Annotated in this window: 22 protein-coding genes; 11 read left to right on the plus strand and 11 right to left on the minus strand. The window is 45.5% G+C overall.

The genetic code is table 11. From position 1 onward, the window contains the following. Positions 1 to 244 precede the first annotated feature (244 nt). Positions 245 to 1,618 carry a YjiH family protein gene (locus Pcarn_RS15290; protein ID WP_261836785.1) on the plus strand — a complete coding sequence of 458 codons (1,374 nt, stop codon included), beginning with the start codon at positions 245 to 247 and terminating at the stop codon, positions 1,616 to 1,618. A gap of 54 nt (positions 1,619 to 1,672) precedes the next feature. Here Pcarn_RS15290 and Pcarn_RS15295 read toward each other — a convergent pair whose 3' ends face one another. Continuing rightward, complete coding sequence (locus Pcarn_RS15295) at positions 1,673 to 2,425, minus strand: SDR family NAD(P)-dependent oxidoreductase (RefSeq protein ID WP_261836786.1); 753 nt, start codon at positions 2,423 to 2,425, stop codon at positions 1,673 to 1,675. 13 nt (positions 2,426 to 2,438) lie between these two features. Beyond that, a complete protein-coding gene (locus Pcarn_RS15300) occupies positions 2,439 to 3,140 on the minus strand; it encodes a sulfite exporter TauE/SafE family protein (RefSeq protein WP_261836787.1) in 702 nt (233 codons plus the stop codon). 217 nt (positions 3,141 to 3,357) lie between these two features. Here Pcarn_RS15300 and Pcarn_RS15305 point away from each other — a divergent pair, with 217 nt between their 5' ends. Beyond that, positions 3,358 to 4,674 (plus strand): aspartate aminotransferase family protein, encoded by a 1,317-nt coding sequence (locus tag Pcarn_RS15305; protein WP_261836788.1) that lies wholly within the window; start codon positions 3,358 to 3,360, stop codon positions 4,672 to 4,674. 82 nt (positions 4,675 to 4,756) lie between these two features. Here Pcarn_RS15305 and pdxR read toward each other — a convergent pair whose 3' ends face one another. Next, a complete protein-coding gene (gene pdxR / locus Pcarn_RS15310; protein ID WP_261836789.1) occupies positions 4,757 to 6,247 on the minus strand; it encodes a MocR-like pyridoxine biosynthesis transcription factor PdxR in 1,491 nt (496 codons plus the stop codon). 195 nt (positions 6,248 to 6,442) lie between these two features. Here pdxR and Pcarn_RS15315 point away from each other — a divergent pair, with 195 nt between their 5' ends. The 5 genes from Pcarn_RS15315 (at position 6,443) to Pcarn_RS15335 (ending at position 10,313) form a co-directional block, all read left to right on the plus strand. Further along, positions 6,443 to 7,306, plus strand: coding sequence for a transporter substrate-binding domain-containing protein (locus Pcarn_RS15315; RefSeq protein WP_261836790.1), 864 nt, complete (start codon positions 6,443 to 6,445; stop codon positions 7,304 to 7,306). Positions 7,307 to 7,405: 99 nt separating this feature from the next. Beyond that, positions 7,406 to 8,047 (plus strand): amino acid ABC transporter permease, encoded by a 642-nt coding sequence (locus Pcarn_RS15320; RefSeq protein ID WP_261836791.1) that lies wholly within the window; start codon positions 7,406 to 7,408, stop codon positions 8,045 to 8,047. 15 nt (positions 8,048 to 8,062) lie between these two features. Continuing rightward, positions 8,063 to 8,728, plus strand: a complete 666-nt coding sequence (locus tag Pcarn_RS15325; RefSeq protein ID WP_261836792.1) for an amino acid ABC transporter permease — start codon at positions 8,063 to 8,065, stop codon at positions 8,726 to 8,728. Further along, positions 8,721 to 9,578 carry an amino acid ABC transporter ATP-binding protein gene (locus tag Pcarn_RS15330; RefSeq protein ID WP_315972693.1) on the plus strand — a complete coding sequence of 286 codons (858 nt, stop codon included), beginning with the start codon at positions 8,721 to 8,723 and terminating at the stop codon, positions 9,576 to 9,578. The genes Pcarn_RS15325 and Pcarn_RS15330 overlap by 8 nt, the downstream gene beginning before the upstream one ends. Positions 9,579 to 9,917: 339 nt before the next feature. Continuing rightward, positions 9,918 to 10,313 carry a hypothetical protein gene (locus tag Pcarn_RS15335; protein ID WP_261836793.1) on the plus strand — a complete coding sequence of 132 codons (396 nt, stop codon included), beginning with the start codon at positions 9,918 to 9,920 and terminating at the stop codon, positions 10,311 to 10,313. A 253-nt stretch (positions 10,314 to 10,566) separates the two neighbouring features. Here Pcarn_RS15335 and Pcarn_RS15340 read toward each other — a convergent pair whose 3' ends face one another. Then, entirely contained in the window at positions 10,567 to 11,106 is a 540-nt protein-coding gene (locus Pcarn_RS15340) for an RNA methyltransferase (RefSeq protein ID WP_261836794.1), read from the minus strand. A gap of 269 nt (positions 11,107 to 11,375) precedes the next feature. Here Pcarn_RS15340 and Pcarn_RS15345 point away from each other — a divergent pair, with 269 nt between their 5' ends. After that, positions 11,376 to 12,404, plus strand: coding sequence for a linear amide C-N hydrolase (locus Pcarn_RS15345; protein ID WP_261836795.1), 1,029 nt, complete (start codon positions 11,376 to 11,378; stop codon positions 12,402 to 12,404). A 121-nt stretch (positions 12,405 to 12,525) separates the two neighbouring features. Here the strand turns inward: Pcarn_RS15345 and Pcarn_RS15350 are convergent, their stop codons facing one another. After that, entirely contained in the window at positions 12,526 to 12,867 is a 342-nt protein-coding gene (locus tag Pcarn_RS15350; protein WP_261836796.1) for an SMR family transporter, read from the minus strand. A 236-nt stretch (positions 12,868 to 13,103) separates the two neighbouring features. Here Pcarn_RS15350 and Pcarn_RS15355 point away from each other — a divergent pair, with 236 nt between their 5' ends. Continuing rightward, the gene (locus Pcarn_RS15355) at positions 13,104 to 13,538 is read left to right on the plus strand and encodes a universal stress protein (protein ID WP_261836797.1); all 435 of its coding nucleotides are present in this window, start codon (positions 13,104 to 13,106) and stop codon (positions 13,536 to 13,538) included. A 33-nt stretch (positions 13,539 to 13,571) separates the two neighbouring features. Here the strand turns inward: Pcarn_RS15355 and Pcarn_RS15360 are convergent, their stop codons facing one another. After that, on the minus strand, positions 13,572 to 15,194 hold the full coding sequence (locus tag Pcarn_RS15360) for a patatin-like phospholipase family protein (RefSeq protein WP_261836798.1): 1,623 nt from the start codon (positions 15,192 to 15,194) through the stop codon (positions 13,572 to 13,574). Between the two features lie 260 nt (positions 15,195 to 15,454). On the opposite strand from Pcarn_RS15360, the gene ompV reads away from it, so the two are divergent. Both ompV and Pcarn_RS15370 read left to right on the plus strand, forming a co-directional pair. Further along, on the plus strand, positions 15,455 to 16,234 hold the full coding sequence (gene ompV / locus Pcarn_RS15365) for an outer membrane protein OmpV (protein ID WP_261836799.1): 780 nt from the start codon (positions 15,455 to 15,457) through the stop codon (positions 16,232 to 16,234). Positions 16,235 to 16,246: 12 nt separating this feature from the next. Further along, the gene (locus Pcarn_RS15370; RefSeq protein WP_261836800.1) at positions 16,247 to 16,702 is read left to right on the plus strand and encodes a CC0125/CC1285 family lipoprotein; all 456 of its coding nucleotides are present in this window, start codon (positions 16,247 to 16,249) and stop codon (positions 16,700 to 16,702) included. Positions 16,703 to 16,821: 119 nt separating this feature from the next. On the opposite strand, the gene Pcarn_RS15375 is transcribed toward Pcarn_RS15370, so the two are convergent. From Pcarn_RS15375 to Pcarn_RS15395, 5 genes are all read right to left on the minus strand, one after another. Continuing rightward, positions 16,822 to 18,600, minus strand: a complete 1,779-nt coding sequence (locus Pcarn_RS15375; protein ID WP_261837346.1) for a sodium:solute symporter family transporter — start codon at positions 18,598 to 18,600, stop codon at positions 16,822 to 16,824. 316 nt (positions 18,601 to 18,916) lie between these two features. Next, positions 18,917 to 20,269, minus strand: a complete 1,353-nt coding sequence (locus Pcarn_RS15380; protein ID WP_261836801.1) for an ATP-binding protein — start codon at positions 20,267 to 20,269, stop codon at positions 18,917 to 18,919. Between the two features lies 1 nt (position 20,270). Beyond that, a complete protein-coding gene (locus Pcarn_RS15385; RefSeq protein ID WP_261836802.1) occupies positions 20,271 to 20,975 on the minus strand; it encodes a response regulator in 705 nt (234 codons plus the stop codon). Next, positions 20,975 to 21,364, minus strand: a complete 390-nt coding sequence (locus Pcarn_RS15390; RefSeq protein ID WP_261836803.1) for a DUF3019 domain-containing protein — start codon at positions 21,362 to 21,364, stop codon at positions 20,975 to 20,977. The genes Pcarn_RS15385 and Pcarn_RS15390 overlap by 1 nt, the downstream gene beginning before the upstream one ends. A gap of 9 nt (positions 21,365 to 21,373) precedes the next feature. Then, entirely contained in the window at positions 21,374 to 22,243 is an 870-nt protein-coding gene (locus Pcarn_RS15395; RefSeq protein ID WP_261836804.1) for a MipA/OmpV family protein, read from the minus strand. Positions 22,244 to 22,257: the final 14 nt, after the last annotated feature.

Consider the following 22,257-nt stretch of genomic DNA (forward strand, 5'->3'; position numbering starts at 1 on the left):
GAAGCCCCTTCAGTTAACACAAGCTTACAGTTACACATGGATCGCAAAGATTTTACATGTGGCGACATTCTCTGTAACACGCCATTTTCACCGCTTTATACAAAATCAACAAATTGACTTTCAATTCATTATTTTTGCATTTGTATTGGGTTTATTTGTTGCACTCAGCCCTTTGCTATGTAAAATCGCAATCATTGTTTTAAGATTCACAAAAAGTGAATAGAAAATCATCATGAGGTTGTAGATGAGCGATGTACTTGTAGCGGAAAGCCCAGTCAATACGAAGAGAAATGTATTGATGTTTGCTATCCCATCCCTATTGGGTCTGTTTTTCTTTTTAGCACCACTGAACGTAGCTGATAGCTTCACGTTTCCATTGGCACTTATGGCTAAAGGCGTTAAAGCCCTACTAGGTGATGCTGTTCTGCCAACCGTAACCGGCATTATCTGTTTCTCAGCAGGTGCAACACTGTTGGCTAACGTTTTCAAGCCAAGTTTCGTGACAGAGTCTTCTCTACTGAATCGCTTATTTATTCTTTCTCCAGCTTGGGTAGTGGTGAGAGTTCTAGGTGCAGTATTTACCCTAATGGCGCTACATCAGATGGGCCCTGAGATCATCTGGAACGGCAACACTGGCGGCCTAGTACTGAATGACCTGCTTCCTTCTCTGTTTGTTACCTTTTTCTTTGCAGGCCTACTACTTCCTCTACTACTAAACTTTGGTCTACTAGAGCTTCTGGGTACCCTTCTAAGTAAGGTGATGCGTCCTCTTTTCCGTCTACCGGGCAGAGCGGCTATCGACTGTATCTCTTCTTGGCTTGGTGACGGCACTGTAGGTGTACTTCTAACGAGCAAGCAGTACGAGCAAAAGAAATACACCATGCGTGAAGCGGCGGTTGTAGCGACCATGTTCTCACCTGTTGGTATCTCTTTCTCACTAGTGGTTCTGGCTCAGGTTGGCCTAGAAAACTACTTCGTACCTTTCTACGCAACCATCTGTTTGTCTGGTGTTGTAGCAGCAATGATTATTCAGTTCCTGCCACCACTGAGCTACAAGAAAGACACCTATATTGATGGCACGGCTCCGGACAAAAACGACGAGCTGATCCCTGAAGGTCAGTCTGCAGTGAAATACGGTTATCAACTAGCGCTTGAAAGAGCGAGCAAGGTTAAGAGCTTATCTGCAGTAGCAAAAGAAGGCCTGCACAGTGCTCTAGATATGATGTTTGGTGTTCTGCCTGTGGTTATGGCTGTGGGTACTGTGGGCCTAGTGATTGCTGAAGCTACACCTATCTTTACTTGGCTTGGTGCGCCTTTCGTACCTGTACTTGAGATGCTGAACCTGCCAGAAGCGACGGCAGCTGCAGAAACGGTTCTGGTTGGTTTTACTGATATGTATGTGCCATCAATCATCGCGGCATCAACTATCGATAGCGACCTAACCAAGTTTGTGATTGCGGCTCTATCTATCACTCAACTTATCTTTATGTCTGAAACAGGTTCGGTAATCCTTTCGAGCAAGATCCCAGTTAACATCTTTGAGCTGATGGCTATCTTTGTTCTAAGAACCCTGATCACCCTGCCAATCATCGCGCTATGTGGTCACATGCTTTTCTAATAAAGCTTTAAACAAATCAGCCCCCAAACTTGGGGGCTTTTTCATACCTATTGGTTAGTCACGGTCGATAGCAAATGGCGACCAAGCCTGACGTGTAGGCATCACCTCAACACGGTTGATATTAATGTGCTCTGGCAGTGTCGCGATATAGAACATCTGCTCCGCAATATCCTCTGCGCTGAGTGGCGTAGTGCCTTTATATAGGTTATCAGACGCCTCTTGGTTACCCTTAGTGCGAACCAAGGTAAATTCTGTCTCTGCAATACCCGGCGAAAGATCAGTAACACGAACCCCTGTACCTTGAAGGTCACATCTTAGGTTGTAGCTAAACTGCTTAACAAACGCCTTACTTGCACCATAGACATGGCTACCTGGGTAAGGCCATTGGCCTGCTATCGAACCTACATTGATGATGGTTGCCCCTGCTCCGGTTTTGATAAGGGTTGGAAGTAGAGCATGAGTAACATTCACCAAGCCGGTGACATTAGTATCTATCATGGTATGCCAATCATTAAGATCCACCTCAGAAGCGCCTTGAGGAGCCAACGCAAGACCTGCGTTGTTGACCAGTGCCGTTATCTCAGCGAAGTCTTGTGGCAGTGACGCTACGGCTTCTTTAACCGCTTTGGCATCACGAACGTCCAACTGCATTACATGCACAGGTACATCTAAAGTCTCTTTTAGATCCAGCAGTCTTTCGATACGACGACCTGATAGCACTAACGACCAGCCGTCTGCTGCAAACCTTTGTGCAGCGGCTTTACCAAATCCAGAGGTTGCGCCAGTAATAAATGCGATTTTCTTCATAATGCGTTCCTTGTTAAATGATGATTAGCAGTGCCAACCCCATCAAAATGGGTGCCACCGTTTTTTTAGGTGATGAATCCGGGTATCGATTAAAGAGCTTTTTCCCTATCAAATTACCAATCACGGCAACTGGAAAAAGCATCAAACTGATTTGAATAGACTGCACAGATACGGCGTCAACGTAGAGCAATCCGAGTAAGGAAGCGGCTGAGCTCAAGATAAAAAACACTATTGCAGTAGCCCTTAACTCACTTCCTTTTAGCGACAGGTTCAGCAGATACAGAACCAATGGTGGGCCACCAGCAGAGGCCGTGGTCATGCTAAAGCCAGACACAGCGCCAGCTAAAAAGGCATAGCGTTGGTTAAGCCAAAGAAGCCGCAGATTAAGCATGATCAGAGCCCCTGCGACAAAGGAAAAGCCGGCGATGATCATCTTTAGCTCATGAGCCGAGATCACCGAAACGAAAAACAGCGACACGGGTATTGCCCCTAACATTCCCAGCGACAACATGCCTAGCAGACGCCAATTCACTTGAGTCTTTATCCCACAAACCAAGCACAAGCTACTCAGCAGATCCAAAGCCAATGCAATCGCAACGGCATCAAACGGCGAATAAATAAAGCTCAGGCATAAGGCTGCGATAACGGCAAAACCAAAGCCACTGTAGGCTCTGATCACACCCGCAAACAAAATGAATACTGCCGCTAAGTACATTCTCTAGCCCGTTGTCGTTTGCCCCTTGATGTCATCAATGTAATCAAGCCTAGTCTCTGCCCTATAGAGCCAGTTTTCGGTTTTGTGTGAGGCAGTCACACCTCCACCTGGCTGACACAAGGCTTTTTTTAATCTGTCCCTACGCCCTTAATTCCATTTGTCGCCAAGATACCTGCAAAGCACAACGCAAAGACTCAATACCCACAGGAGAATGAAAATGGATGTATTCAGATCAGATGTATCAAGTCAGCAGGTTATAGACTTAGACAAACACGTATTCCACTCTTGGTCAGTGCAAGAATCCGCTGCACCCATCGCTATTGCTGGTGCGCAGGGATGTAATCTGTGGGACTTCGAGGGCAAGCAATATCTGGATTTTAGTAGTCAGCTGGTCAACACCAACATTGGTCATCAGCACCCTAAGGTAATCGATGCAATCAAGGCTCAAGCTGAATCTCTGGTGACCATAGCACCTGCTACCGCCAACCTAGCTCGAGGCGAAGCCGCCAAGCGTATCTTGGATAGAGCGCCAGCAAACTTCAAAAAGGTGTTTTTTACCAATGCGGGCGCAGATGCCAATGAAAATGCGATTCGCATGGCAAGACAATTCACCGGTCGCGATAAGGTGCTGTCTGCCTATCGTTCGTACCATGGCAACACAGGCTCAGCCATTGCCGCTACTGGCGATTTCCGCCGTGTACCAAATGAATATAGCCGTGGCCATGTACATTTCTTTAATCCATATCTGTACCGCACTGAATTCAATGCCAAGACAGAAGAGCAAGAATGCGAACGAGCACTCGCACACCTTAAACGCGTGATTGAATGCGAAGGTCCAGAGGCGATTGCTGCGATTATTCTAGAAACAATTCCCGGTACTGCAGGCTTTCTTCTACCACCAGAGGGCTATCTACAAGGGGTAAGAGACCTTGCTACCGAATACGGAATTCAACTGATCTTCGATGAGGTAATGGTTGGCTTTGGGCGCACAGGACGTTGGTTTGCCTTCGAACACTTTAACGTGGTCCCTGACCTTATCACCTTTGCTAAAGGAGTGAACTCTGGCTACGTACCAGCTGGAGGCGTGGTCGTAAGCGAGCACATCTCAGAATACTTCAAGAGTAACTTCTTTATGGGCGGTCTCACCTACTCTGGTCATCCACTGGCGATGTCATCGATTGTGGCAACACTGGATGCCATGGAAGAAGAAGGCATTGTTCGCTATGCCGATGAGGTGGGCAACACAGTACTTGGGCCAGCACTGATCGAGCTTATGGAAAAGCACACCAGCATAGGCGACATTCGTGGTAAGGGCATGTTCTGGGCGTTGGAGTTGGTTGAAGATAGAGCTACACGAGAACCATTAAGCGCTCAAAAGATGGGGGCTTTGAAGGCCAAACTGACCGACAAGGGACTGCTTTCATTTATCGTCAACAACCGTATCCATGTGGCTCCACCGCTTATCATCAAACCTAATGAGATAGAGCAAGGAGTTGCCATCATTAGCCAAGTGTTATCGGAATTTGATCACTGATTCTCCAAACAAAAGATAAAAAAAACGCCAAGGCAATTGTCTTGGCGTTGGCGCATCCAAAAGGAGCAAATTTGCGAAGAGCCTAGCCCCCTAAAGCTCTTGCCAGTTGTTCGACCCCTGGGGTAATGAGCGCCTTATCAATGGCATGGAAGCCAAGCCTGAAATAGGTATTGGTCTCTGGGTTAGCTTGTTGCTGCCCCATAAAGTGTGAGTATCCGGTCTCGATGAGTACCCCGCGTTGAGCGGCTCTCGATGCCAAGCGCTGGCTGCTAATCTGGTCAGGCGTTTCTAACCAGAGAGCATTGCAATAGTTGCCTTTGGCGAGTCGGGTACAGTCTGGAAGGTAGTTTTCCACCGCTTGGTTTATCTCATGCCAGCGCTGACGGGTATTGTCCTTAAAACGCCTTAAGAAACTGTCGTAATATCCCTGAGAGATAAAATGCGCCATCTCCATCTGCACACGACTCGGTGGATGACGATACATAAGACGACGCAGAGTCCGCAGTTCGTAGATTAACTCTTCTGGCGCAACGATATACCCCAAACGCAAACCTGGGGCCAATATTTTAGAAAAGCTACTGACATAGATAACACGATTGTCTTTATCCAACGCCTTCAGCGCTGGCAGTGGTGCCCACTCTGAGTTGCTGTCCGAGTCATAATCATCTTCGATAATGATGGCGTCATTCTTTTGCGCCATTTGCAGGAGGTCTTGTCGGCGCTGTTTACTCATGGTCACCCCCGTTGGCGCTTGATGGCTTGGGGTTACATAGAAGTAGTCACACATGGGTGAGAGCTCATTCAGCATCAGGCCGTCTTCATCAACGGTATGAGGATGCAATTGCGCCTGCGCTAGGCTGAAAATATTGTTCGCTTCTTTATATCCCGGATTCTCAACGCCCACCCGAGTGTGTTTATCCATCAGCAGTTGTGAAACTAGATACAAGGCATTCTGAGAGCCAACCGTTATCAAGATTTCATCACTCTTGGCGTGAATGCCTCGTTGTGGCAAAACTCGAGTTCGGATCTGCTCCACCAGTAACTCAACGTCTTTATCCACCTTGTCACATAGCCAGCCATGATCGTTTGGATCAGCAATTACCTTACGGGTTGATTCTCGCCACTGAGCTAACGGGAAATCATTGATACTCGGCTGTCCATAGATAAAAGGGTATTGATAGCAGCTCCAGTGAGAGGGTTTGACGATACGAGGAAACTGGTCGGTAGAAACCTTAAGCCTGTGGCTCCAGTTTGGTGCATTTGAGGGGTTATCTGCCTCAAAATGGTCCAATTCTTGTTCAACTTCCTCCAGCCTAAGGCTGTATTTTTCAGACAAATAGTAACCGCTTCTTGGCTTGCTGATGAGGTAACCATCGTCTGCGAGCCCCTCATAAACCAGTGATACCGTATTGCGCGATACCTTCAACTGGCTAGAGAGCTTACGGCAGGATGGCAGGGCTTCATCGGCAGAAAACACGCCCTCGAGTATCGCCTTCACCAGATACTCTCGAACCTGCTCTTGCAAGCTTCGCTTCGAATCAAACTCGATAAAACAGCTGTAATTTATCGCCATAGAGCCAACCTTTCCGAAATCTATTATTCATTGCATTTCATTAAGTTGTGCAAGAAGCAAGCCAAACTACCCAATTAGTAGTATCCAACTCAGTTCCTGTGCCTGTCCCATTCGACTCAGAAAATTGGCTCTAACCCATGTATCTGTCTCAAATCTAAAGTGAAGGTGTTCACAAAACACAGCAAGGAACGAATTATGAGAAAGGGAACGAAACTGAAAAACTGGTTAGCCATTGCAGTCGCGTCGATGACATTGGGTATGTCTAGCATGGCGCTTGCCGATGAGATGCCATCCTTTGCCAGCAAGGGCATTAAGGTGGCTACCGAGGACAACTATTCTCCGTTTAACTTTATCGAAAGAGGCAAACCGACGGGCATCAACAAAGACCTTTTGGACGAGCTTCGCTCCTACTCTAAATTCGAGGTCAAACAAGAGATCCTGCCTTGGACTGGTCTTCTAGCATCGGTTTCTGCTGGTCAATACGACCTTGCCCTTACCGGTGCCATCATCACCGATGCCCGCCTTAAGGTATTCGATTTCACCCCACCTATCGCCTCAGCCCAGCACTATTTTGTGGCTCGAGCAAAGGATGACAGCATCAATACCATTGGCGACCTAGACGGTAAAACCGTTGGCCTACAAGCAGGTAGCGCCCTTCTAGAAAGACTGCCAGAGCTAGCAAGCATGCTAGAAGCACAAGGTAAGAAGCTTGGTAAGGTAGTGGAGTATCAATCCTATCCTGAAGCCTATGCTGACCTTGCCAACGGCCGTATCGATTACGTCATCAACAGCGTGGTATCGGTTAACGAGCTAGTAAAAGCTAAGCCTAAAGTGTTTAAGAAAGGTGAAGCTGTATCAGGCCCAGGTTTTGTAAGCTGGCCTGTACCGAAAGACAACCCAGAGCTTCTTGCCTATCTAACCGACTTCTTCGCACACCTTAAAGAGACAGGTCGCATGGCTGAGCTGCAAGAGAAATGGTTCGGAGAGTCGTTCGATGAACTGCCAACCAAAGCCATCGTTTCTGTAGACCAATACCATGAGCTAACCGCAGTGCAATAATCCCAATTTCGTAGTGACCAAGGCCCACAGCAATAACTCTAGGTCTTGGTCCTACCCACCAAATTCATTCTCAATTTATTAGCAGACAGGTAGGTATATATGGATTACTACGCATGGATGCAGTTGCTTCATGGAGCATGGACCACAGCTTGGATATCCGCGGTTTCCATCGCTTTAGGGGTGGTCATTGGATTAGTAATAGCCCTGATTAGAATGGCAAAACTGCCGATCATCGACCAAGCACTCGGGATCTACGTCAGTTGGGCCAGAGCGACACCGTTGGTTACCTTGGCTCTTTTTATCTTTCTCTCTTTTCCATCCTTTGGCATCAATCTCGACAAACACTTCTCTGCCATCTTGTGCCTGACCCTAAACACCTCAGCATTCAACGCTGAGATTTGGAGAAATGCCTTCATCAACTTCTCCCACGGTCAAAAAGAGGCGGCAGAAGCCCTAGGCATGCAGCGCCTAACCTACTTCAGACGCATCATGTTTCCGCAAATGGTGGTAATGAGCCTGCCGGCACTGGTGAACGAAATGTCCTTCTTGATCAAGGGCAGCCCAGCCATAGCTGTGATTGGGGTTGTCGACCTAACCCGCGTCACCAACCGCATTTCAGCCGTTACCTATGAACCTCTGATGCCTATCTTGTGTGCTGGCGTTCTTTACATGTGCATCATTGGTGTGCTGATCAAGTTGCAACAAATGGCCGAGAAAAAAGCCGACTATCTAGCAGGCTAATAACAAGGAGTAATTATGGCTGAATGGGAAATTATCTGGCAGCAACGAGACATCTTCATCTCAGGCTTTGGCAATACCTTCGTGCTGTTCTTTGCCGCTTCAATCGCAAGTCTAGCCTTAGGCATTACCCTGCTCTACGTTCTAGAAAATGGAGCAAAAGGACTCAAAGGGGGCGTGGTATTAAGCATTAACATGATGCGCACATTGCCGTTCTTGATACTGGCTTATTTGCTTTACTACGGACTGCCACAGGTGGGAATCCGTATGGATGCCTTCACCGCAGGCTTGATCTCTCTGAGTCTTTATCACGGCACCTACTTTTGTGAAATCTTCCGAGGCATCCGCAAAGGTTTAGATTCAGGTCTGACAGAGGCAGCGCAAGCCTGCGGCTTCTCCAAGTTCAAGACCTTCAGCCGCATAGTGATGCCCAACGTACTGTTTAAGTCGGTACCCTTGATTGCCAACCAGCTCATCATCTGCCTAAAAGACACCGCCTTTCTGTGCATCATCACCGTTGGGGAGATCACCGCAGCAGCCAACAGCATTCAATCGACCTATTTCATTCCGCTCAATGCCTTCATTGTCGCCATCGCCCTGTACTGGGTTATCAGTATCGCCATTGAACAGGTCAGCAAAATCACACTTAACAAAGTTCAGGAAAGAGGGCTAAGCCATGCTTAATGAAAAGATTCACACCGAGCCAGTTGAAACCCCTATCAGTAAAGAAACGGCGCCTGTCGTCGAGTTGCCTATTCAAAACGCACAGACCCAATCTGAAGCCGAAGAGATCGTAAAGGTGGTTAACCTGTCTAAACAGTTCGACGGAATTGAGGTACTAAGAGACATCAACCTCACCATCAACAAAGGGGATGTGGTCAGTATTCTAGGCTCATCTGGCTCAGGTAAATCTACCCTACTTCGTTGTATGAACTGGCTAGAACAGCCAGAGCGAGGCACCATACATTTAGGTGATGAGCGCATTGGTATCAACCCAATCACTAAGAAACCTCTTAAATACAAAGAGCTAGCCAAAATGCGTGAGCGCATCGGTATGGTCTTTCAAAGCTTCAACCTATGGCCTCACCTCACCGTTCTGAAAAACGTAATGGAAGCGCTACTACACGTTAAGAAAATGCCAAAAGCTGAGGCAGAAAAGATAGCTAAAGCGCAGCTAGAAAAGGTCGGCATGTCCCACAAGCTAGACAGTTACCCAAGCATGCTATCCGGCGGCCAAAAGCAGCGTGTGGCTATCGCAAGAGCCCTTGCTATGGAGCCAGAAGTACTGCTGTTCGATGAGCCTACCTCCGCCCTAGATCCAGAGCTGGTTGATGAGGTGCTAGCGGTAATGCAGGCACTATCCAAAGAGGGTTACACCATGGTGGTAGTCACCCACGAAATGGAGTTTGCAAGGAACGTCTCTAACCAAGTGGTATTTTTGGAGAAAGGCATCTTGATTGAAAAGAATCCACCGGAGAAGTTCTTTACCAACCCTGATTCGCCAAGGGTTAGGCAGTTTTTGAAACTAGATTAGGTTGCCATGAACATAAAACCAATAGCGAATTAATATGACTTCAGGGGGAGCCGATGCTCAGTTCCCCCTTTAGCGGTACTCACATAAGCTCAAATTTTCGAAGCGAAAGAGGAGTACCCTAGGAGCGAGTTAATTAGGCTTGCTCCGGCAATTCGCATGCACTCGTTATCTCTTTCGAGATAAAGCTTCGCTCTTAAATAATAAATCCATGGCGCAAAATGGGCATCAGAGTTCACATTTTCAATATATTATTCTTGCATCAAGTATCGAAACTCTAAGGAAGAGTGGGTTAGTCACAGGACGTTATCTATCCAAAAACATTTATAGGTTACTTCCAAAATGAACAAAATTATTTTCGCTCTTGCTGCACTTGCAACATCTTCTTCTGTTTTTGCAATGTCTACGGATCAAATTCGTTCACAAGCAAGTCAGAATATTTCCGCAAAGTCATATTCAGAGACCGCATTCAGTGCAAACGCAAATGAACAAGTTACGACCTCTGATGAAGCACGTGCTATCGCACACGCTAAATTCAGCTTAAATAAGCGCAGCGAAGCTTCAACTAGTAAAACATTGCTGGCCGAGTCAGTAGACTATGATCAAATTACAACTACTGACGAAGCACGTGCTATTGCACACGCTAATTTCAATCTAAATAAGCAGAGCGACGCTCGAATTAGTAAGACATCGCAATCCAAGTCAATATCTACACACCAAACATCGCACTCTAGCTAATATAAATCGCACAAATAGCACACTCGAAACTTCCTCAATCAACTTTCGATAATCCCCAAGGTAGGAAAAATCTATCCCACCTTCATTTATGAATATGTGTCTATTGCTAATTTAGCTTGTAGTCGTGCTATAAAATTAAGCCTCCGAGTTGGAGGCTTTTTTATTTGTTAGGTTCGCTAAAAGTCGACTTACTCCAACATACTCTCGTACTGATGTTAATTTTTACAAACAACAGAAAGAAAACCGTGGCCGATTACTCTGCCAATACAGATTCACCAGACGTTGCCTTCACCTTAAGCCTGTTTCTATTGTCTCTATTTTCAATCACCTGCTGATGGTCATCGATAGGCCCTAACGTTTTAGCTAAACGGTCATACAGCACAACATTGGCAGTTGCCGCAAGGTTCATGCAGCCTGTGGTTGGCACGTACACAACATGATCCGCTCTATCAATGATTTCTTGAGGCAAAGAGTTGTCTTCAGGGCCAAGCACATAGATAGCCTTCTCTGGGTGCGTAAATTGTGGCAATGATGTCGCGCCCACCGCCAACTCAACACAAACTACCTTCACATCGCTGTCCAATTCCGCGAACAGATCGTCCTTTTCAACCAAACCAATTCGCTGATGGGCTTTCTTGGTATCGGCGTGCAATGTGGTCGCTCGATTGTAGCGATCACCGTTATAGCGAACTTGGGTAACGCCATAACAACCCGCAGCGCGCATAACACCGCCGACATTGGTCGGATTTTTAGGGTTGTAAAGGCCAAGAATTACAGTTGCTCGTGTGGACATAGTTTCTATTCTGTTTCGACTCAGTTGACATCAATACTCAATTCCATGAATTGTCTGAATCCGATAAGGGACTTTCGTTCGGTAAGTTCATGGAAGTTTCCGCGGAGACTACAGTGAAAATAGCCTCGCATCAAATCAGTCAGCCCTAGTCTCTGCTAATTACCTAGTCCTGATCCAACCTACAACCTCAGCTTAAAGCTGTTCATTGTTTCTTTTTTCATCGGTGGATTAATCTACACCCAACTTAAGAACAAACGAGAGTAACCAACATGAAAAAATCAATTTTAGCACTAGTACTAGCGGCAACAGCAACCACAGCTATCGTAGGTACCGCACAAGCATGTACAACTGCGGTTTACCACAATGGCGAGGCTTCTATCTCTTCTCGCTCTATGGACTGGTTCGGCCATGACGAAGCATCTGTAGTAGGTACAGGTAAAGGCGTTGAAGCTGTATACGCAGCGACTGACAACGCAGTAAAGGCGAAGTCAAAATACGCCACTCTGAAAATTAACTCTTTCCATGGCGCCAACACAGACACAAGCAAAGGAGGGGTGGTTGCCGAAGCGATGAACGAAGCGGGTCTAGAAGCACGTATCCTTTACTTGAGCCGCACATACTCTGCTTTCCCAGAAGGTAGTGCGAAAACTCCGGACGTCTCTGCTCTAGAGGTACCAAACTGGGCGACAGATAACTTCGCCACCGTAGCTGAAGTGCTGGATGCTATCGAGAACGGCAAAGTAGACATCATCGAAGCTGAAATCTGTAATCTACCAACAAGCTCTGGTCACGGTCACTGCACCCAAGCTCCAGTCCACTACCAATTTGCTGACAAATCAGGTGACACGGCTATCGTAGAATTTGTGCAAGGTGAACTGAAAGTTTATCGTGGTGAAACGGCAAACGTGATGTCTAACGACCCTGAGCTGGCTGTGCACCTTGAGTTCTCAGCAAATGGCAAGAAATCTGATGGCTCAATTCACCCAATCGACCGTCGTCTACGTGGTAAAGAAATCATAGCTGACATGTACGCTCGTGATGTAAAAGACAACGCAGCGGCTAAAAACGCAATGAAAGCAGTAGCTAACAGCACATTCGCAGGTTACGAACAGTTGGACCACTCACTAGAAACGCCGAACGTATTCCCAACGCTATGGACAGTTCACACTGACCGTAACCAAGGTGAGTGGGTGCTAGACCGCTACGATACCTGGTCAGCAGAAACCTACAACTTCACTATGTTCGATGTTACCAAAGCGGAGTCCACAACTCTTGGTATCCACCCACAAGATAAGTAATGGGAATATTAACAAGCTAACAGAAGCAGAAAAGGTGGCGATTAAGCCACCTTTTCTATGTTTGGAGCAACCCAAAAGAACCTGTATCCACTATAGCTAGCTTTCTTGATTCAACAGCGAATCAATGACTAACAGAGCTAGATAAAAGGTTGATGATCAGAGTACCCAGCAAAATAAACGCGATACCCACAATGGCGTAGATATCCAGTTTCTGCCCGTAAACCAACCACGACAGCCCAGCTACCAGCACGATGCCTGCTCCACACCAGATAGCGTAAGCCACTCCCAACGAGATGCTTTGTACCGTTACCGACAACAGATAAAAAGCCAGACCATAGCCAATAAGGACCGCAAGCGTAGGTGTAAGCTCAGTAAAGTGCTTAGTCTTGGGAAGTAGCGTAGTAGCAAACACCTCTAAAACAATGGCCAGAGACAAAGTGATGGCAGGAGAAACAGATAGCATGAAATAGTGTCCTTAGAACAATTTTGTTGCTGAGATTAACCTATTTCTGTGTCAGTTACATGAGCTGTTTATTTAGAGAATCCAAACGAGCCCAGTTGCTCTCCTTAAATGCCAACCAGTGCATAGTTTCACTATAAAACAGATTGATTTCAGAACGTTGTGCGACCAATTCGACACTTTTTTAGGCGATGAACAACTATCCTATAAGTAGTAGTTAAATAGCATGAGGTGACGTTATGAAATACCAACATATCTTAGTCGCACTAGAGCTTGAGGGTGAATGCAACGTTTTGATAGACAGAGCGGTTTCCATGGCGAAGCTTGTCGATGCTCAGTTGTCTTTTGTCCATATCGATGGCTCCCATGGCGAGATTTATCCGGAACTGGTCGACTTGCAAGCTAGCTATCACGAAGCACCACTCAAGAAACGCTCCGTGGAGCAACTCAACAAGATAGTCGAGTACACCAACCACCCTATTGAGCATATCTGGGTGGGTACAGGTGACCTTAGTGAGAAGATTGAAGCTATGGTGAAAGACAACAAAATAGACCTTGTTGTCTGTGGTCACCACCATGACTTCTGGAGCCGCATTATTTCTTACTCTAAGCACCTTATCGATCACTCCCCTACCGATATTCTAGTGGTGCCAATTCCAGTGGAAGAGAAATAAAACAAAGGAGACCAGAGGTCTCCTTTTTCAATTTTAGATATCCTTCAAAGCCTTCTTCGCCACCCAGTAGGAAAGGTTAGTCAGGAGGTTGGTTTGCAACTTACTTAGCTCAACAACCCCTCGAATGTTTTCAAAGAAGGTGCCGTAGTGAGGAAAATCTTCTAGTCCTTTTTGATTGCCTATTAAGCGCTTCTTCTTGGCTATAAGTTTGGCTAACTCTTTATCTTTCAACTTGCGCTCCCAAGCTGAACTTCGGCAGTTGTATACCCAAGTAATTTCGACCTCATGTCCTGCCTCTATGCCATAGTGCTTATTTTCTATTGTGACTAGATTGGTTTTAGCGAACAGAGCCGTTTTTGCTATGTACTCTTCGCTGCTAGCCTCCTCTTTTACTAGCGTTCGGAAATGCTCAATAAGCTTAATCAATTCCTCTCTACCGTTTTCAAACACTACGTTTGTTGAAAAATCCTCTTTCTTCCAGAAATTATCAATAGGTATAAACAGTGCCTTTAACGACTTGTTCACCCCACTATCTAAAGGCTTTTTCTTATTAGGCGAGAACGGCTTCTTAGTGTTGATAAACACCACGATCTTACTCACTTTGCGTGCAAGCAAAGGCATGATGCCCAGATTTTCTAGATGACCACCATCAGAATGGGGATACTCTTCTGATACATAGTTATCACCCTCTTTTACATTCAGTGGCAGATGATTAAATTCCGGAAAGCCGAGTGCTCCAAGGCCAATATTAGAGGTGATTTCTTGTGGGGCTGCACCTGTACTGGCAATGATGTCACACAGAGAGAAGGCCTTCTCATTGGTAATGTCTAGGCTAAGAACCGGCGCCTGTTTAACAAGTAATTGCTCACGACCAGAAAACTCTCTTTTTCGGTAAGGTCCCATACAGTCATAACCCACGCTGGTGATATAGCCACCACCGAAATAGTCATCACTACTGAACACATCTTCGTCTAGATGCCCCACGCGCACGCCAGAATAATAAGGGGTGTACTCAACGTGATATTTTTTGTCGGAAGCCAGGCCGTCTTCATTCAATAGGGTCGCTCCAAGGATCAAATAAGGCGCACCTTCTCGAACTTGATGGAAATCAGGGTTCATCCCACGTGGAAAGCCCTGCTTAGCCAAAGCTTTAGTTTCGTTGTTAAACGTAAAGTAGTGATTGGGGTTATCCAACCCATAAGGCTTCAGAAACACCTTACCAAGCGAATAAGCAAAGCTCTCATCACCTCTTAGCTTGAGTCCCCCCTCCAATAAGTTACTGACCAAGTTCGACTGTGTTATTGCCTCTTGCAGAGAATTAGGAAGCACAGATTTACTGTTGGATAGAGTGATATTTTCTGGGTCACTGATCTTGCCAAAATACTGGTCTAAATCATGGGTATAGCTAAATGGAGTTGCCGCCCATCCGCCACCCGAAACCGCAGAGATGTACTTTACCCTAGGCAGCAGTCCTAGTTCATCTAACGCTTTGAGTTGACCTAGAGTACAGGCCGCTGAACGTGTGCCACCTCCAGAGAATGCCACGCCTAGGTCTCTGTTCGCGTACGCTTGTTGAAAGCTCTCAAGTGTTGCCTCGGGAAACTGGTTCTGATCAATCCACTCTCGAGACCAAAAATCTACGTAGAACTTACTCATCCTATTTCTCCCTGAGTTCTGAATAAACCAGCAGGATACCGCGCCAGTTTCTCAAGCCGATGAATAATACTAGATGGCAAGAGTATAAATTTTCCACACCCTTTCGGGTGATATTTCCAAGGCTTTAGTAAGATTTGGAACGTGAGAAAGCGTGTTCAATCCCAATGTAACCCACAGTAATCGTCCAAGATACATTAGGATACAGAGTCAGTTTCTGAGTCCCGACATAATGAGCCCATACAAACCAACAGGGCTCAATCATGAAAAAAATCTGTCTTACAATCTCAGCGATTCTTCTGTCTAGCCATGCGATGGCCGACACCAATACAGCTTATGTGCGAAACGGTAATATCTATACCCACGAGAACCAAGCCTTCATCGGTGGTGGTGTAATTACTGGGAGTAAATTCTATAAGGGACAAGACCACCAAACAGCGGCTTATCTGAATGGCGGTTACCACGGCGAAGACTTCAACGCTGACCTAGCCGGTATCAACTACCGCTTCTTAGGCAGTAACGAAGACGTTTTTAACATGAGTGCTTTTATTGCAGCTAACCCAGGCTTCGATTCAGATAAAGCTGACATCCTCGCAGGGATGAGCGATAGAAAGTTCAGTGCAGACCTAGGCTTAAACGCCGATATCCATCTCGGACAAGGCACATTGGCAACCAAGTTCCAACACGACGTCACTGGTGTCTATAAAAGCTTTCAAGCCGATATCACTTACTATCACCCAGTCAACCTAGGTGGTGTTGCCGACCTAGTGCCTTATGCTGGCGTACATTACTTCAGTAAAGACTACGTGAACTACTACACAGGTGTTTCGCAATCGGATGCCACAGTTGGTAGACCCGCTTACAAAAGCGACGGTGCCTTTGCCTATAAGGTAGGTTATATGCTGGTAATTCCTGTTACTGAGAACCTAGACGTTACCCAATCCACTGGTTACTCATATCTTGATTCCAATATCTCAGACTCACCTCTAGTCGACAGTCAAAATCAGTGGGCAACCACCTTTGGCATCAGCTACGCCTTCTAAAGGAAGAGAACAGTGCTCCCAATTAAACAGATCACAACCATTACGGTATTGGCCTTGATGCTCAGTGCTTGCGCGACACCTTACGATACCCAAAAGAGCTTTTGGAGCTTTGGTAAAGGCTTTGAAACGACTCAGATTGCCCAAGATAGCTGGCAAATCAGCTTCGTCGGTAACAACAACACAGATCGCGCTTTAACACGCAAGTACATCATGCGAAAAGCCGCGGAACTTTGCCATGAGGCAGGCTATCCATACTTTACCTACACCAATGAAATGACCAATCGCGACGCTGTGAATCAATTTGGTGTAGCAACTAAGGACGATGACCTGTTGTTTGGAAGCTCTAGCGTGAGCAGAGAGACCTCTTCTGTAGTAGAAGTGACTGGCCTGAAACTTAAGCCAAAACACAACCAGAACCGAGTCTACGATACTGAATTTATACTTAATCACCTTAAGTTTGATAACTAGAGTATCTGCTTATTAAGGACAAAGAAAAGGAGCTCAATTGAGCTCCTTTATTTCTGGGATTAATTAGCCAACTTGTAATACTGAAAAGCAATTTCGCTAATTTCAGTTTAGATTACTGATCAATTTGCTCGGGCTTTTTTGATTGTATTTTCTATTGAGTCATCTACTGCTTTAACAAGCAGCAGGCCAACACTCAGAACAATAGCTCCACACAAAACGAAGGTCATTCTGCCCCATAAAGGGTTTGGTAATACAAACATTGCCATCACACCGACGCCTGAAACGGCGATAAGAGAGCCCAACATTTTTCGTTGTTTATTATCCAGTTTTTTCTGATCAGTTGAGTCATTGACAAGCGGTGTTGCTAGATTATCAAAGAACTGATCTACATCTTTTTGACGTTGCTCTTCCAGAGGCTTGAAGAACATGGTGGTCGCGCAGAAGAAACCAGCGGTAATTACCATGTGACCAACTAGCCCTAATGCAACTTTAATATCAGCCCATTCACGCTTGGTCAGTTCACTCAGACCAAACCATGACTCGATGTGATCTGCTGTAATAACGAAACCAACAATATAAGAAACTATACCGCCTACGAGTAATGTTCCCCAGCCAGCCCAATCTGGTGTTTTCTTGATAAAGAAGCCACAGAATGCTGGGATCGTCATAGGGAAGCTGATAAGTGCGCCTACGTACATCATAGTATCAAAAAGACTTAAACCTTTTAGGGAGTTGATGAACAGCGCAATAAATATAATCGCAAAACCAAAGAATGCTGAGGTCAACTTTGACACTACCATCAATTCTTTTTCAGTGGCCGCAGGACGAAGAATCGGTTGATAAAAGTTCATCACAAATATGCCTGAATTGCGATTTAAACCTGAATCCATAGAAGACATAGTTGCAGCAAACATAGCGGCAATTAGCAGACCAACCATACCTGCAGGCATGTATTTTTCCACGAAATATAGATAAGCAAAGTCGCCAGCTTTATTACCCGCATCTGGATATTGAGCTACGAGGTCTACACCTTGAGATGCAATGAACCAAGACGGTAGAAACCAAATTACTGGTCCAATCGTCATGAGCACACAAGCCAATAAAGCCGCCTTCTTGGCATTCTTAGAGTCTTTTGCTGCTAAGTAACGATATGAGTTCAGCATGTTGTTAGTGATGCTGAACTGTTTCATGAAGATACAAAATGCCCAGATACCAAAAACGCTGATGTAGTTAAGGTTATTACCTGAAATGAATGAAGCGCCTTCCTCCACAGGGAAGTCGTTAATGATATTTGAAACACCTCCACCATGTACCACGGCAATAACTGCACAAGTTACGGTTACTGCCATAATGATGACCATCTGCATGAAATCAGAGGCAATAACTGCCCAAGAACCGCCACTCACAGACATGATCAGCACTACTAGCCCTGTTAACCAAATGGTTGTCTCCATATCAAATCCAAAGATACCGGAAGCGATAATAGCTAGACCATTTAGCCAAATACCTGCAGATATCACACTGTTCGGCATAGAAGACCATGTAAACACTTGTTCGTTTTTGGAGCCAAAACGCATGCGGATAGCGTCTATAGGTGTCACTACACGTAGCTGGCGAAACTTTGGTGCGAAGTACAGGTAATTCATTAGATAGCCAAAAGCATTAGCTACAAAAATCATAGCCACAGCAAAACCATCTGAATACGCTTTACCTGCGGCACCAGTAAATGTCCAAGCACTGAACTGAGTCATGAACGCAGTTGCACCCACCATCCACCACAACATGTTACCGCCGCCTCGGAAGTAATCACTGGTTGTGCTGGTAAAACTACGGAACATCCATCCTATTGCAATTAGAAATAGGAAATAGACAGCAACGATAAGGGTATTGAGTTCCACTTTGGTATTCTCACATTCGTTAATAAACGAGAGGATAATATCCATAGCCAACATTATTTGTAGTATTATATTTTAATTGTGTGATGAAATTTGAAGTCTTACAAATTAAAAAACAACCAGAAAGAATTCAATTTTTTATAATCCTCAAACAATCCTATTAAAATCAATCCCTTGCAGTAATTTTAATTGAAGAAAATTAGCTATAAAAGGAATCTTTATCGCTACGATAAATATATTGAGATGTACTTAAGTCATTTCTGTGTATTTTGTCACTGGGTCGTAAATGTATATATTCTTATAACCTTTCATAGGGCTATTACATTTTTTTCGACTCTAGCTCACAGCGGCTGTTTCTTCGTTTTACATCGTGCATAGGCGACTCATCACTCTTGAGTCGTTTCATCTTGAGTCGCATACAGGCCCCGCCAAGGCTTGGTGAACTATGAATAGAAAGCTTGGAGTCCATCCAAGTGCCAATGCGGTTTACTATCGCAAGCCCCATGCCATGTCCCGAGTTCCCGCGACTTTGAGAACCGCGTACGAAGGGTTGGATAACCTTTTCAACCTCACTCTGTTTGATTCCTTCACCATCATCCTCAACAACGATCACCACATGCTTGTCATCAGAGGCTAGGCTAACGCGTATCTTTGATTTGCCGAAACGCTCTGCATTACTAAGAAGGTTACCTAGCTGCATAGCCAAATAGATAGGGTCGCTCTCCACCAGCACTGGGGCAGAGCTTGGAACAAAGTCTATATCCAGTTCAGTTTGTCCAAAGGCCTCTAAACGACTTTTCACCCAAGCATTTAGCTCTATCTGCTCTAGATTAGGTTGGATGTTCGCTTCATCAAGGCGAGCATAACTAAGCAAGGTAGAAACCAGCTCCTCCATATTGTCCAAGTCTCGATTGAGACGAGCGAAGTACTTTGCTTGCAACTCTGGATTTTGCGTCTCTTCCAGTGCCTCAATACCAAACCTTAAACGTGCTATTGGAGTTTTTAAGTCATGTGAGACAGCGCGACTAAGAAGCTTATTGTCATCCACCAGTTGCGCAATTCTGTCGGCCATGCGGTTGAACTCAGACTCGATATTGAAAATGTAGGAGCTCTTACTTACTGGGATTCTCTTCTCCAATCTTCCCAAACCAAAATCGTGTGTGGTCTTACTGAGATTTAGCAGTTGCTTAATTAAAGGGGCTACCCAGATCAGTAATATGGCTACTAAGCCTATGTAAAACAGCAAGGTAAACAGGGTATTGCGTGAAATATAGGGACTATCGATTGAATGGAGCGACGTGGTTATATTGAGAACCTTTTGAGTTTCAGGCATCAAAAAATGCAGTGATATACCCTCATCGGACTCAAGCATGAGGTACGCATCCTTCTTAAATTCCGAAGAAAGAGGCTCAGGTAAAGGGAAACGCTCAAGCTCCGCAATTGAAAGCTTCTCTGAATTGACGCTGTTCCACCTCTTCAGATACAGCTGCAATCTAGGGCTGTCTGTATCTAAACTCCTAGAAAGGTCAACGCCCAACAGTTGTAGAGCCGCAATGCGCTCATTGAGATTTGGGCCATCTGATGGTTCACTGGCTATCTGACTGATGGACCAACCCAACAGAGCGATAGAAACAAGAACCACAAACACTAGGGAGAGAATAAGCTTTCGCATGTTAGTGCTCTATCGACGGCTCTTCACGGCAAAACAGATAGCCTTTACCGCGTATGGTTTTAATCTTGTATGGTTGCTCTGGCGCCTCTTGAAGCTTCTTTCTCACTCGGGCAATGCGATTGTCGATGGAGCGATCAAAGCCATCGTATTCGATACCCCGCAACTCTGCGATCAAGTCCGTGCGAGCAACGATCTCTCCGGCTTGACTAGCTAGGCGCCAAAGAACATCAAACTCGTTCGAGTTTAGGTCTATCTCTGTATCTCGGATTGTTACAGCCTTGGCAGTAGCATTGAGTAGCAAGTCTTCAAACTTCAACTGCTGTTTGGTTTGTTCATCAGACACTCGGCGAAGCAAGGCCTTGATATGTGCGAGCATCACCTTGGGGCGAACAGGTTTGGTTAAATAGTCATCTGCGCCTACTTCTAGCCCCTTAATCTCATCACCATCTTCAACACAAGCGGTCATAAATATAATGGGCCCCGAGTAAAAATCTCGCGCCTGAGCACAAACATCAAAACCATCTTTAACCGGCAACATAACATCCAATAGCACTAGATCCGGCTGCTCTTCTTGGATCATCTCAAGGGCATAGTCCCCTTGGCTTGCGACCGTGATACTAAAGCCGTGATCAAGCAAGTAATCCCCGATCCACTCAGCAAGAGAGACGTCGTCCTCAACAATCAAAATATGAGCTTGTGTCGACATTAAAATAACCTCCAACCGGACTGACTCTGTTTTGGCGCTTTATATACCCAAGTAACCACCACCTTCACCTCTGCTAAAGGTTGCTCCTTGCCTAGAGGGACTAGGCTGAAATGCGTGGTTTTTTGGCCTCGAAAGCTATACCTGTATTGCTCCGCATAGTCGCCTTTCCAACACACCAATTGCTGCTTTGTTCCATCATTTATCAAGCAGAAGCGACCGTCTTTAGGCGTTTTCCATTCAAACAAGACTTCCTGATAACAGGTTTGCCCCTTATGAAGGGCGACACACTGCTCAGGAGTCACAGTCAATTGAACACCTTGCTCCTGCGCATGAGAGGGGAAGGCATAGAAAACAAGGCCAAATAAGGGAGTGACTAGTAGCTTTTTCATCTCACTCCCCTAAAAGACATAACTAACTGAAGTCATAAACGAAGATACATGCCCAGATTGATTAAATGGGCTGTCAGTTATCTCATCGGACAAAAGATTAAAACGATAGAGAGCACGGAATACGACGTTATTAGTGATGGGATAGGCCGCCCCTAGTTCCAATCCATAGTTGAGAGCACTATGGGGCTTATATTGCGGGAAGCGAGAAGTCGCTTCTTCGGCACTCACCGCATACATTGACTGAACGAGCTTGTCGGACGCGTAATTAACGCTACCCAAGGCATACAGATTCCAGTTTCTAACCTGCCACGATTTCCCCAGGCGCAGGGAGCTTTGAATACCATTATCATCGTAATAGTCGCCCACCAACCTAAACTGGAAAACATAATGATCAGCCCAATAGCGTGTTGCTCGAATTCCGCCGCCAATAAAGGTATTACCGCGATTACTCAAATAGTTGTCACGCTGCGCTTCTGTGTAACCCGTCAGATCAACGTCATCTTGTAACTCCCACAAGCTTTGAAAATTCGCGAATATAAAATCGAGCGACCAATTCTCTGAGTTCCAAGCGTTATAACCCAAATTGATGCCATCTTGGGATTGATGAACCATCTCAGCAAACAACCCATGATATTGATAGATACCGCTGATCAGCAAAGCTGGCTGATAGGTATTATCGGGTTGTCTAACATCAAACTGAGTCGAGCCATAAACAGTTGCACCCAATTCAAAATACCCACCGTTGGCAATACGCTCACCACCGTGAGAAACCGTATTTGAAATGTCAGATGCGCAGGCAAATAAAGGAAAAGAGATACACGTCAAAATCGATAAATGACGAATAAAATGTCTACACCTGCGATATAAAACAGCCTGCATACTATTTACCAGAC

This window comes from Vibrio ishigakensis (assembly GCF_024347675.1).
GTDB classification, from domain to species: domain Bacteria; phylum Pseudomonadota; class Gammaproteobacteria; order Enterobacterales; family Vibrionaceae; genus Vibrio; species Vibrio ishigakensis.